12 protein-coding genes are annotated in these 12,518 nt (G+C 63.0%); 8 read left to right on the top strand and 4 right to left on the bottom strand.

The genetic code is table 11. The features are described 5' to 3' along the window. Positions 1–473 precede the first annotated feature (473 nt). Complete coding sequence (pcaQ, locus tag QRN22_RS25970; RefSeq protein ID WP_042555836.1) at positions 474–1,403, top strand: pca operon transcription factor PcaQ; 930 nt, start codon at positions 474–476, stop codon at positions 1,401–1,403. Positions 1,404–1,440: 37 nt separating this feature from the next. Here the strand turns inward: pcaQ and QRN22_RS25965 are convergent, their stop codons facing one another. Then, a complete protein-coding gene (locus tag QRN22_RS25965) occupies positions 1,441–2,295 on the bottom strand; it encodes a DUF1838 family protein (RefSeq protein ID WP_042555703.1) in 855 nt (284 codons plus the stop codon). Between the two features lie 290 nt (positions 2,296–2,585). Between QRN22_RS25965 and pcaH the strand changes: the two genes are divergently transcribed. The 4 genes from pcaH to QRN22_RS25945 are packed head-to-tail and all read left to right on the top strand — an operon-like array spanning position 2,586 to position 5,990. Beyond that, on the top strand, positions 2,586–3,305 hold the full coding sequence (gene pcaH, locus QRN22_RS25960; RefSeq protein ID WP_042555704.1) for a protocatechuate 3,4-dioxygenase subunit beta: 720 nt from the start codon (positions 2,586–2,588) through the stop codon (positions 3,303–3,305). A 10-nt stretch (positions 3,306–3,315) separates the two neighbouring features. Further along, entirely contained in the window at positions 3,316–3,924 is a 609-nt protein-coding gene (gene pcaG, locus QRN22_RS25955) for a protocatechuate 3,4-dioxygenase subunit alpha (protein ID WP_042555705.1), read from the top strand. Next, on the top strand, positions 3,914–5,044 hold the full coding sequence (gene zapE, locus QRN22_RS25950) for a cell division protein ZapE (protein ID WP_082045871.1): 1,131 nt from the start codon (positions 3,914–3,916) through the stop codon (positions 5,042–5,044). The genes pcaG and zapE overlap by 11 nt, the downstream gene beginning before the upstream one ends. 4 nt (positions 5,045–5,048) lie before the next feature. Then, positions 5,049–5,990: an AEC family transporter gene (locus QRN22_RS25945; RefSeq protein ID WP_042555706.1), complete on the top strand. Its 942-nt coding sequence runs from the start codon at positions 5,049–5,051 to the stop codon at positions 5,988–5,990. Between the two features lie 131 nt (positions 5,991–6,121). Here QRN22_RS25945 and QRN22_RS25940 read toward each other — a convergent pair whose 3' ends face one another. From QRN22_RS25940 to QRN22_RS25930, 3 genes are all read right to left on the bottom strand, one after another. Beyond that, positions 6,122–6,742: an NAD(P)H-dependent oxidoreductase gene (locus QRN22_RS25940; protein ID WP_042555707.1), complete on the bottom strand. Its 621-nt coding sequence runs from the start codon at positions 6,740–6,742 to the stop codon at positions 6,122–6,124. Continuing rightward, a complete protein-coding gene (locus QRN22_RS25935) occupies positions 6,735–8,129 on the bottom strand; it encodes a class II fumarate hydratase (RefSeq protein ID WP_042555708.1) in 1,395 nt (464 codons plus the stop codon). The genes QRN22_RS25940 and QRN22_RS25935 overlap by 8 nt, the downstream gene beginning before the upstream one ends. A 69-nt stretch (positions 8,130–8,198) precedes the next feature. Further along, positions 8,199–9,209, bottom strand: coding sequence for a DUF2804 domain-containing protein (locus QRN22_RS25930; protein WP_042555709.1), 1,011 nt, complete (start codon positions 9,207–9,209; stop codon positions 8,199–8,201). Between the two features lie 246 nt (positions 9,210–9,455). On the opposite strand from QRN22_RS25930, the gene QRN22_RS25925 reads away from it, so the two are divergent. The 3 genes from QRN22_RS25925 to QRN22_RS25915 all read left to right on the top strand — a co-directional run bounded on the left by QRN22_RS25925 (position 9,456) and on the right by QRN22_RS25915 (position 12,007). Further along, a complete protein-coding gene (locus tag QRN22_RS25925; protein ID WP_042555710.1) occupies positions 9,456–9,956 on the top strand; it encodes a DUF2059 domain-containing protein in 501 nt (166 codons plus the stop codon). Between the two features lie 54 nt (positions 9,957–10,010). Beyond that, complete coding sequence (locus QRN22_RS25920) at positions 10,011–10,316, top strand: BolA family protein (protein ID WP_042555711.1); 306 nt, start codon at positions 10,011–10,013, stop codon at positions 10,314–10,316. Between the two features lie 110 nt (positions 10,317–10,426). After that, entirely contained in the window at positions 10,427–12,007 is a 1,581-nt protein-coding gene (locus QRN22_RS25915; RefSeq protein WP_052493850.1) for an EAL domain-containing protein, read from the top strand. The last annotated feature ends 511 nt before the right edge of the window (positions 12,008–12,518 follow it).

The following is a 12,518-nucleotide window of genomic DNA, read 5'->3' as shown; positions in this document are numbered from 1 at the left end:
GCTGTCCGAGAGTCGCTCTGGGAGGCGCTTGTCAGGTTTTTGGCTCACTCAGGGCGACAGGCGGTCATGTTTACCTTCATCGCCGGGATTTTTGGTGGGCCCTTAATGGCTCTGGCAGGAGTTGGACAGAAACTTGGACAACTAAGGCCGGCGTGCAAGTGATGAAGTGCTGGCACTTTAGTTTGATCGTTTGAATAACTATCGCCGCTAACGTCATATATAGATTTTTGAGTGTTCAATATTCCCTGTCGTAAATTAGAGTGGGCACTTTTCAAACGGATGCTGTCCGCCGCACAAAGGCTGGAACGCTGCCGTTTTCTGCACTTTGCAGGCGCTCTTTTGCTTTCCTGGCGGATTAGCGCAGTCGCCTGTCGTGTGACGCTGTTGAAAATCGTGAACGCCTGCCCGCTCGGGAGGCGCGCGAACGGGGCATTCTGGTACTGTGGCGCAGCCCTCAACAGCACCCCATGGCCATGAACCTCGATAACCGCATCAAATTCCGCCACCTGACCTGCTTTCTGGAAATCGCCCGCCAACGCAGTTTCGCCAAGGCTGCCGACTCTCTGGCAATCAGCCAGCCGGCGGTATCCAAGACGCTCAAGGAACTGGAGGAAATTCTCGCTGCCGTGCTGTTCGAGCGGGGCAAGGGCGGTGTCAGCCTGACGGCCGCCGGTCTGGCGTTCATGCGCTACGCCGGGCCTTGCGTGCAGGCGCTGCGCGATGGTGTGGCGAGCTTGCGTGGCGGCGAGCATGACGCCGGCCATGTGCGCGTTGGCGTGCTGTCGACCGTCGAGAGCCTGCTGATTCCGGAGGTGGTGCGCCGCCTGCACGAGCGTCACGCCGCGCTGGTGGTCAGTGTCGCCACCGGGCCAAGTGCCTATCTGCTGTCGCAGCTGCGGGTTGGCGAGCTGGATCTGGTGGTCGGTCGTATGACCGACAGCCCGGAGATCCAGGGTTTGACCTTCGAACACCTGTACAGCGAATCGATGAGCCTGGTGGTACGCCCGGGGCACCCTCTGCTCGCACTGGGCGACGAGGGCCTGGTGCAACTGGGTGACTATCCACTGGTACTGCCGCTGGCCGGCACCACTATTCGCCGCTATGCCGACAGCCTGTTCGTGCAGTGCGGTGTGCCGCAGCCCCGGCAACGACTGGAAACCCTCTCGCCGGCCCTCAGTCGGCGTTACGTGCAATGCAGCGACGCGGTCTGGGTGGCGCCGCTGGACGCGGTACGCCTTGACCTGCAAAGCGGTGAACTGGCGGAGCTGTCTCTGGGCATTCGCGAGCCCGGTGGTTCGGTCGGTATCTGCAGCAACGCGGCACTGCCGCTTTCACTGGCTGCCCAGTGGTGTTGCGAGACCTTGCGCGAGTTGGCTTCGGAGTATCACGGGCACCGATCCTGAGCCTGCTCGAGGTCTGCCGCGAGTCGGCAACGTTGCGCTAAGCGGGTTCCTGGCGCCTGTCGAGCCGGTCGCGGGCAGCTGTCCAACTGGTGACGTTGGGGCGTTGGTCATCCAGAGGTGGTGGCGCTGCATAGCGGGGATACTCGTCCGCAATGACCGTCTGCAGCACCGCTGGCAATGCAGCGATGCCAGGCACCTGCTGGCCCGTAGCGTTGAACACCATCAGGCCTGGTCGGCTGCCCATGCGCATGAAGGGCAGCCAGGGCGCAATGCGGACCCAGGCGACACTGGCGTTGGCGCTATCGGTATCGGTGCGCAGCAATTGTTCGCGGTCAGCCGTGAAATTGAAGATTTCCATGGCGTGGTACTGATTGCCCACCAGATCCTGATGGTTCCCGGCCAGTGGATTGTCATGGAACAGAGGAATCTCGGCGCTCAGGAACACCCGCTCAGCCTGCATGCGCAGAGGGGCTATGAAAGGGCGCCCCTGCGCGTCGCGCTCAAAGAAGGGCGGCAGGTTCACCGGGTCGTTGGCCACGTGCATGACGGCTACATCGGCCCCCGTCCAGGGATTGTGCCAGCTATGCAGTGGCTCGCCCGTCAGTGGGTCGAGGTAGAGCATCAGCTCCCGGGATACATGACGGAAGCCGATTCCGCGCCTGGGGTCTTGCAGGGTGCCAAGCTGGCGGATGTTCATGCCTTCGACCCGGAACAGCAGGCGGTCCGCTTCTCCCTCGACTCGCGACCAGACACGGCCTGACCAGTGATAGATGGTCGGGATGCCGTCAAGGGTCGAACCGTGGATCTTGCGCAGGGCGATGAGCGCGTCGGCAGGCTGGTTCAAGTCGAGCCGGCGAGTGCTTTCCAGCGTTTGATGAAGTGGCGTAAGCATGGGGAGCGATCCTCGGGCAGGGTGGCTAATCTGCCGATGCAGCCGTGGTGTGGCTTGCATTATCCGGTGCTTCACCGCTGCGCCGATAGGGCCGCACCGGGCCTGGTCGAGGGCGATGGCGGGATTTAATCCAATCTTAATTCATAACCCATGGGTTATTGATGGGCGGGTTATATTCATTGGGCGCGACGCGCTGCCTGCGTGATCATTGTCTGTAGAACCCGTACCGTCCGCCAAGCCTGAGCACGGTCAACGGGGCGACTCCATAATTTCAATAACCGGAGCCTGTCATGCCTGTTGAGGATAATAGCCGTTTCGTCATTCGTGATCGTAACTGGCACCCCAAAGCCTTCACTCCCGATTACAAGACCTCCATCCCGCGTTCGCCGCGTCAGGCGCTGGTGAGCATTCCGCAGTCCATTTCGGAAACCACCGGGCCGAACTTCACCCATCTGAAGATGGGCCGGCACGACAACGACCTGCTGCTCAACTTCAACAACGGTGGCCTGCCGGTTGGTGAGCGCATTCTGGTCTGCGGGCGAGTGATGGATCAGTACGGCAAGCCGATCCCGCACACCTTCGTGGAGATGTGGCAAGCCAACGCCGGGGGGCGCTATCGTCACAAGAACGACCGCTACCTGGCACCGCTGGACCCGAACTTCGGTGGTGTGGGCCGGGCCCTGACCGACAGCGAAGGCAATTACAGCTTTCGCACCGTCAAGCCGGGTCCGTACCCGTGGCGCAATGGTCCCAATGACTGGCGGCCTGCGCACATTCACTTCTCCATCAGTGGCCCGTCGATTTCGACCAAACTGATCACCCAGCTGTATTTCGAAGGAGATCCGCTGATCCCGCTGTGCCCGATCGTCAAGGCCATCGCCAACCCGGACGCGGTACAGACGCTGATCGCCAGGCTCGACATGAGCATGGCCAACCCCATGGACTGCCTGGCCTACCGCTTCGATATCGTGCTGCGCGGCCAGCGCAAGACCCACTTCGAGAACTGCTGAGGAGCCTGTCATGCCTGTCGAACTCTTGCGCGAAACCGCTTCGCAAACAGCCGGCCCTTACGTTCATATCGGCCTGGCACTGGCCGCCGCCGGCAACCCGACCCGCGACCAGGAAATCTGGAACCAGATGGCCCAACCCGGTGCGCCAGGTGAGCACATCACCCTGATCGGCCACGTCTACGATGGCAACGGCCACCTGGTGCGCGATGCCTTTCTGGAACTCTGGCAGGCCGACCATCAGGGCCGCTATGACACCGAGTACGATCTGGACAAGCCCTTCAACGGCTTCGGTCGTACCGCGACCACCTTCGATGCCGGCAGCGAATGGACGGTGCAGACCATCAAGCCCGGCGTGGTCAACAACGCCGCCGGGGTTGCGATGGCACCCCACGTGAACGTCTCGCTGTTCGCCAGGGGCATCAACATCCATTTGCATACCCGCATCTATTTCGACGACGAAGCCGAGGCCAATGGCAAGGATCCGGTGCTCAACCTGATCGAGCAGCCATCACGCCGCGAGACCCTGGTCGCCAAACGCTGCGAGGTTGACGGCAAGCCGGCCTACCGATTTGATATCCGCATTCAGGGGGACGGCGAAACGGTGTTTTTTGATTTCTGACAGAGGGCCGGATACGCCCGTCGAGCGGATCGGCGAGCGTATCCATCAGGGGTTCACGGCGGCACTCGACGCCCGCGGCTTTCGTGCCGATACCGAGCAACAGCGAGCAATCGATACCCTGGCGCGGTGGCTGCAAGGCTGGTGCGCCGGGCGTCGTGGCTGGCTGCGCAAACCCGCTGCCGGTGTTTACCTGTGGGGCGGCGTGGGCCGTGGCAAGAGCTTCGTCATGGATGCCTTCTTCGCCGCCGCACCCTTCGCGGCCAAGCGACGCGTGCATTTTCATGCGTTCCTGCAGGAACTGCAGGAGCGCATGAAGGCGTTCGCCGGTCACCCCGATCCTCTGGTGCTGGCGATCCGCGCGCTGGCACAGGACGTCCGCCTGCTGTGCTTCGACGAATTCCACGTGCACGACATCGGCGATGCCATGCTGTTGCGGCGCCTGCTCGATGTGTTGGTCGAGGAGGGCGTTGGCCTGGTGATGACCTCCAACTACGCACCTGCGGGGCTGTGCCCCAATCAGCTGTACCGCCAACGCTTCACGCCGGCGATCGAGATGATCGAAAAGCGTTTCACCGTACTGACGCTGGACGCCGGTATCGATTACCGCGAGCTGCCCGGTGGCGGGCAGCGCTGGGGCGAATACCTCTGGCCACAATCGGCAGGTGGCCTGGCTTACCTGGAAACCTGGCTGGCGCTGGACGACCAGGCGCAGCGCGATCGATCGCTGACGGTCAATCATCACCCGTTGCAGGTAAGGGCGCTGGCCCCCGGTCGCGCCTGGTTGGAGTTCGCAGAGCTGTGCGGCAATGCCCATTCCACCGCGGACTTCCTCTGGCTGCTGCAACGCTACCCGCGCCTGGCGCTGACGGGCGTGCCGGCCCTGGATTCGCAACCTACCGACGCCTGTCAGCGGTTCATCAATCTGATCGATATCGCGTACGATGCGGGCGCGAACCTGCTGCTATGCAGCGAGTCCAGCCTCGAGCGACTGTGTCGCGGTTCGCCTCACCAGGACTTCGGGCGCACCCGAAGCCGCCTTAGCCAGCTCCAGGCACGTGAGCTCAGCGTGATCGAAAGCGCTAGCCGGCATGCCACTGGAGTCAGCGACAAGGAATTCTGAAACCGTGCTGCAAATCTTCCAGATCACCGCGCCGATCTTTCTGCTGATCGGGCTCGGTTATGCCGCCGCCATGAGCGCCGTACTCAATCGTGAACAGGTGCGTGGCATCGGTGCGTTCGTGATCACCTTCGCCATGCCGGCGCTGCTGATCAAGACCTTGGGCACTTCGCCGATTCAGCAGACCCTCATTCCAGGCTACTTGCTGGCCTATACCCTGGGTTCCTGCGTGGCCTTCGCGGCAGCGTTCGGCGTGTCGCGCTGGTTACGCGGCGACGATCTGTCGGGCTCGGCGATCAACGCCATGGGCATGTCGGTATCCAACAGTGGCTTCATCGGCTACCCGCTGGTGGCCGCGGCCATCGGATCTCCCGCGGTGCTGGGCATGGCCATGGGCATGCTGGTCGAGAACCTGCTGCTGATTCCCTTGGCCCTGGTACTGGCCGAAGCCGGCAAGCAGCGGGGCGGTGGTGGGCTTACCGTACTGCGCATGACCTTCGGGCGACTGCTGAAAAACCCGGTGATCATCGGTATCGTCATCGGGCTTTGCGTGTCGCTGCTGGATATCGAGATTCCACCGCTGCTGCTCAAGCCCATCGACATGCTGGCGGGTGTCTCGGCGCCGCTGGCGCTGTTCGTGATCGGGGCCGGGCTGTTCGGCATGAGGGCCCGTGGCGTGTGGATCGACGCCGCGTGGATATCCGCCGGCAAGCTGATCATCCATCCGCTGGCGGTGCTCTGCGCGTTCATGCTGGTGCCTGATGTCAGTCCGGTGATGAAGGCGGTGGGGGTGTTGTTCGCCTGCTCACCGATGATGAGCATCTTCCCGATCCTCGGTCAGCGCTTCGGCCTCGAGGATCGCTGCAGCGCGACCCTGCTGGTGGCCACCGTGCTGTCGTTCTTCACCATCAGCGTGGCGCTGATGTTCATCCACGCCACGCCAGCCTGAGCGCTTGCCCCTCATGGCGGTGATGCGACCAGGTGGTGGCCCGGGCGGCGTCCACTGAAGCCCACCCTTGGCTCAATCGTAGGGCGGTAGGGAGGGCTTCAGCCCACCGGCTCGAGTGGCCGTTTCCGGCTCTATACCCGACTACCGAGTTGCTCGGCGCGCCGCAGCCAGTTCTGGCGCTGGGTTTCCGAAGAGGGGCGTACGGGGGAGAACTCTGCCAGACGCCGGGTCTTGATGCCGCAGAAGCCGAGAATGGTGCGTTTCATCTGGCGATGGGCCGGTGCGCCATAGATCCAGCGGAAGTACCAGCTTGGCGTGTCCTGGGTCACCAGCAGGTCGGCGGTGCGGCCGCTGAGCAGCTTGTCCCACAATTGCGAGTCACTGCGGTACTTGAAGGCGAAACCGGGCAGCAGCACGCGGTCGAAGAAGCCCTTGAGCAGTGCTGGCAGGCCGCCCCACCAGACCGGGTAGACGAATACCAGATGCTGGGCCCAGTGAATCTGTCGCTGGGCTTCGAGCAGGTCCGGCTCCAGGGTCTGGCTTTGCGTATAGCCTTCGTGCAGCACCGGATCGAAGCTGATCGCTCCGAGATGAATCTGCCGCACCACATGACCCTCGGTGCGCGCACCCAGCGCGTAAGCCTCTGCCAGCGAGTGGCACAGGCTGTCACTTTTCGGCGTACCGATGATCATCAGGATGCGCTTGCCATCACCCTCGAGTGGGGTGGCGCCGCTCTTGGCGGTTTCAGTCATGTTGCCCTGCCTCCAGCATGGTTTCCGGGCGAACCCAGGCGTCGAACTGTTCCGCGGTCAGATGACCCAGCGCCAACGCCGCTTCACGCAGGGTGGTGCCGTCCTGATAAGCCTTCTTGGCGATCTCGGCAGCCTTGTCGTAACCGATATGCGGGTTCAGGGCAGTGACCAGCATCAGGCCACGCTCCAGGTGCTCCGCCATGCGCTGCTCATCAGGTTGCATCCCGACGATACAGTGTTCACGGAAGTTGCGACAGCCGTCGGCCAGCAGGCGAATGGACTGCAATACGTTGTGGATGATCACCGGCTTGTAGACATTGAGCTGCAGGTGCCCCTGACTGGCCGCGAAGCCGATGGTCACGTCGTTGCCCATCACCTGGCAGGCGAGCATGGACAGCGCTTCGCACTGGGTCGGATTGACCTTGCCGGGCATGATCGAGCTGCCCGGCTCGTTGGCCGGCAGGCGTACTTCGGCGAGACCACCGCGCGGGCCGGAGCCGAGCAGGCGCAGGTCGTTGGCGATCTTCATCAGCGTGGTGGCCAGGGTTTTCAGGGCACCGGAGAGCGCTGCCAGCGGCTCATGGCCAGCGAGGGCCGCGAACTTGTTGGGCGCGCTGCGCAATGGCAGGCCGCTCAAGGCAGCCAGCTCGGCGGCGATGGCTTCGCCGAAGCCGGATGGCGAGTTCAGCCCGGTGCCCACTGCCGTGCCACCCTGGGCCAGCTCGCAGACCGCTGGCAGTGCGGCACGGATCGTCTGTTCCGAGTATTCCAGCTGGGCGACGAAGGCCGACAGCTCCTGGCCGAAGGTGATGGGCGTGGCGTCCATCATGTGCGTACGGCCGGTCTTCACCAGACGGCTATGGCGCGCGGCCTGGTCCGCCAGGGCTTCGGACAGTTCGCCGATAGCGGGCAGCAGGTCGCGTTGCACTGCACCGACCGCGGCGATGTGCATGGCGGTCGGGAAGCAGTCGTTGGAGCTCTGGGCGCGATTGACATGGTCGTTCGGGTGCACCGGGCTCTTGCCGCCACGCGGGTTGCCCGCCAGCTCGTTGGCGCGCCCGGCAATCACTTCATTGACGTTCATGTTGCTCTGGGTGCCGCTGCCGGTCTGCCAGACCACCAGCGGGAACTGCTCGTCGTGCTGGCCAGCGATGACTTCGTCGGCAGCCTGTTCGATCAGCCTGGCGATATCGGGAGGCAGGTCGCCGATACGGTCATTGATGCGCGCAGCGGCTTTCTTGATCAGCGCGAGCGAATGCACCACGGCGATGGGCATGCGTTCCTCGCCAATGGCGAAATTGACCCGTGAGCGCTGGGTCTGTGCACCCCAGTAGGCTTCTGCGGGGACGTCGATGGGGCCGATGCTGTCGGTTTCGGTGCGGCTCATGGGGGGCTCTCCGTTGCTGTTCAGGCAGTTTAGGCTGCGACAACGGCGACACGTTCCACTTCCAGTCGCTTACCAGCGGCTTTTCGACGCGCCCATCCAGCCCAGCGCTGCCCTGACCGGCACGCGCTCGCCCTGGGCGTCACGCAGCAGGCCGTCGTAATGACCGAACCATTCCTGGGTGTCTGCATACAGCAGGCCCAGTGCCAGTCGAGGTTTGGCGATGTGCAACTGGCGCGGGGTGAAGGTGAGATCGACCTGGCCGTCTTCGGTGAAGAGTTGCCAGGGCGCCAGAGGGCTGTCCTGGGTCTGGCGCATCTGCACGGCCTGATCGACGTGCAGCAGTAACCCGCCGAACCACAGGGCGTTTTCCGTCAGGCCGCTGCCGTCCGTCCAGCCCGTGCCGAAATTGCCACCGATGCCGCCGGGGGCTGCGAACACCGCCCGGGTCCAGTGGCTGTGCAGCGGCCATACGCCACGGCCGAAATCCATCGACGCGAAGCTCTGACCCGGGCTGCAGTGGTATTCACGATCACCGAGGTGGACGCTGCCACTGACCGGCAGACCGACCTGCCGGCAGGTGGCGTGAAACCCCCTGGAGCCGAACGGCACGACCAGATTCACCGACTCGAGGTGAGCAGGGCGCTGGATATCCAGGGCCAGATGCAGCGGCAGGCCGCCGATGTTCGCCGAGGTGGCGGTCAGCCGCACGCGGCCTGGGTATTCGTTGAAATGCAACTGCAGGCGAGAGTGGTCGAAGGCATGGCTGCCCAGGGGGGTATCCGGCAGGCTGCAGCCGCGCCCGAACAGGCTCAGCTGGCTATGGGCGACGTGCTCACCGCTGGCCAGATCGAGAAAGTACACGGCGCCATAGCCGACGTAGTCGATATCGGCCTGGATCAGTGACAGCGTCCAGCCGGGTGTGTTGATGGTCCAGTGATTCCAGCGCTTGCGGCGTCCCAGATTGCCCGGCAGCGAGCAGGCGACCCGCGGTTGTGGCGACCAGCCAATGGCGTCCGGATTGAGGCGCCCGCGCGGGTCACACAGGGGAATCGGCGGTGGTGGAACGAAAGGGCTATTCATCGGGCACGTCCGTGTGTGCGACATCAGCCGCCGAGCATGAAGGCGTCGTGCGGCAGGAACAAGTACTGGCATTTTGGACCTGGCTGGAAGAGTGCGCCAGTAGGCATTTAGCGATAGTCATTGGCCGCGATATCGCCTTCGGTACATCTCTCAGGCTAACGAAAAGGCTTGAGAGGCACGGCCGCGGGGCACAAAATGCGCTGCAGTCGGTCCAAGCACCTCACCCTCGTGATCAGGAGTACCCCGATGTCCCGTATCCCCGCACTCTGCATTGCCGCTCTGATGGCTGTTGGCAGCACCCAGGTGCTGGCCGATGCCCGCAGCCATGCCGCCGATGCCGAGCGCTTCCTGCAGCTCGCCCACGCCGACAAGCTCGCCGTTCCGGTGTACGCCCAGGTCCAGCAGATGTTCGCCCAGCGCTTCGCCGAAGCCAAGGCCCCGGAAAGCAAGCAGGCGGTGCTGGAAACCTACCAGGCCAAGGCCAACGCCGAACTGGACAAGGCGGTCGGCTGGGACAAGCTCAAGCCCGATATGGTCAAGCTCTACACCAGCAACTTCAATGAGCAGGAGCTCAAGGATCTGATCGCTTTCTATCAGTCGCCGCTGGGCCAGAAGGTCCTGCAGAAGATGCCGGCACTGACCGCGCAGTCCGCCCAGATCACCCAGGCCAAGCTGGAAGGCGCGGTACCCTCGGTGAACAAGCTGCTGGCGGACATGAGCACTGAACTGGGCGTCAAGAAGCCCTGATAGCCGTCGTGGCCGGCACCTTGCCGGTCACGGTTTCCCCCCGCGGAGCAACCGATGTCGAAAATCGAACACCTTCAGGCGGCCTTTGCGGCCCTGCAACCCGAGCACCTCGAGGTGCTGGACGAGAGCCACATGCACAGCCGCGGTCTGGAAACCCACTACAAGGCCGTGATCGTCAGCCCGCAGTTCGACGGCCTCAATGCCGTCAAACGCCACCAGAAGGTATATGGCGCACTCGGCGACCTGATGGGCCAGGTGCATGCCCTGGCGCTGCACACCTATACGCCCCAGGAATGGTCCGCCCAGGGCATCGCCCCGGACTCGCCAACCTGTCGCGGCGGCAGCAAGCACGACCATTGACGGTCAAAAGCCTACTCTTCAGGGCAGCGCGCATGGCATCACAAATGTGATGCGGTTGCGCTGGGCAGCGGCGTACACTCAGCCGATCACTGCTGCAAGAGTGTGCTGCAATGCGCAAGAAAAGCCTCATTATCTTGTATTGCGTACTGGGTGCCGTGGCCTTCGTCCTGCCCATCGGTTTATCCATTTCCCTCGCCTGGCAGAGTGGCCATGCAGAGGCGCGGCACTACCTCGAGCAGTTGAGCGACGACGTGCTGCGGCGTTCTTTCGAGACGCACAGACAAGTCAACATCGCGATCGCTGCCATGCAGGTGTCGCCGCAACTACCCACCTGTTCTCCTGAGCAATTGCGCCGCATGCGCGCGGTCGCTGCCGGTTCCGTTTACCTCGAAGGGCTGGGCTATCTGCAGGACAACGCGCTGCTTTGTGCGTCTTTCACGCAGCTCGATCAGCCGCTAGAGCTGGGTGAACCGGATCGCATCACCCCGTCCGGCGTGGTTTCCTGGAGTTCGGTGGAGTTGCCCAGCGTGCCGGGTGTTCGCTTCAACATAAACGCTCGTGACGGGTTCGCCGCGATCATCACTCAGGATCTGGTGCTCGACACGCTACCCGACAACTCCATTTCGCTGGCTCATGTCAGTGATCAAGGCGTAATAGTCCGCTCGCGTGGGGTTTTCTTGCCAGAGTGGCTGAACGACTACAGCGGCGAGCCACTGACCTTTTCCAATGGCGAGTACCTCGTGGTCATCCGGCCCGCAGAAAACCGGGAAACTTCGGTCGTCGCTGCCATGACCCATGAGCAGTTGCTTGGCAAGATCCAGGCCGCCATGTGGCGTCTGGTGCCACTTGGTGTGCTCGTCGGGCTTCTGCTGGCAGGGCTGATGTATTTCATTGCACGCTATCGCCTGTCTCTCAAGGCTCAACTGCTGCGGGCCCTGAGTCGGCGGGAGTTCTACCTGCTTTATCAACCGGTGGTCGATTTGCAGACCGGCCAGTGTGTCGGTGCAGAGGCTTTGGTGCGCTGGAACCGACCCGCTGGTGATGCCATCGGCCCGGCGATATTCATCCCGGCCGCTGAAAAGCATGGGTTGATCGTGCAGATCACCGCGCAGGTCATGGAGATGGTCGCCAGGGACACGATTGAACTGCTGCGTGACCATCCGGATATTCACATCGCCATCAATTTCTCGGCGGACGATCTGCACTCTTCTGAAACCGAAGCCCGGCTGCAGTCGCTGATTGCCAACGCAGGTGGCACCTCGCGCAATATTCTCATCGAGGCCACCGAGCGCGGCTTCATGTCGCCTGAAAAAGCCAAGGGCGTTTTGGTTTCCGTGCGTTCCAAGGGGTTCAAGGTTGCTATCGACGACTTCGGTACGGGTAATTCCAGTCTCTCGTACCTGGCCACCTACGACCTGGATTACCTGAAGATCGACAAGATGTTCGTCGATGCATTGGGCACCGATACGCCGAGCAGTCGAGTCGCCTTCCACATTATCGCCATGGCCAAGAGTCTCGACTTGCAGATGATCGCCGAGGGAGTCGAGACCGAGCAGCAGCGGGATATCCTGCGCGACGCCGGCGTGCAGTTCGCCCAGGGCTGGGTGTTCGGCAGGCCTATGCCAATGCACGAATTGGCGGCGTTCATTCGCTTGCACATTGATGGTCCGCCTGAGCCCGCTGCTCCGTAGCCACTGCTACCGACCTGGTGAGTTGATGTCGTTCACGCCGTTGCGGCGATCCTGGCCCTACTAATCGCGTAGGGGCCTGCCGACCCACCAGACCAATCAGCGCCGGTGCTGGCTGGATTCACCTCGCAAGTTGCGTATCTACAATCCAGTGTGGGGGCGGGCCGCGCCCGCGATTCGCGCGCATGGCGCGCTCCCACAATCGTTGTTGGTGCTCACGCCAGCAGGGTGGGGCACGCCTCACCGAGGCGCCAGAGCACTCAACGCCGATGCTGGCTGGGTTCGCCTCGCAAGCTGCGTATCTGCAACCCAGTGTGGAAGCGGGCCGCGCCCGCGATTCGCGCGCATGGCGCGCTCCCACAGTCGTTGTTGGTGCTCACGCCAGTAGGTGGGTGACGCCTCACCGAGGTACCAGAGCACTCAACGCCGATGCTGGCTGGATTCGCCTCGCAAGCTGCGTATCTGCAACCCAGTGTGGGAGCGGGCCGCGCCCGCGATTCGCGCGCATGGCGCG

The sequence above is a fragment of the Pseudomonas sp. MEJ086 genome, assembly GCF_030209025.1.
GTDB classification, from domain to species: Bacteria; Pseudomonadota; Gammaproteobacteria; order Pseudomonadales; family Pseudomonadaceae; genus Aquipseudomonas; species Aquipseudomonas fulva_A.
The sequence above is the reverse complement of the archived record's forward strand: the minus strand, read 5'-3'. Positions and strand labels throughout refer to the sequence as shown.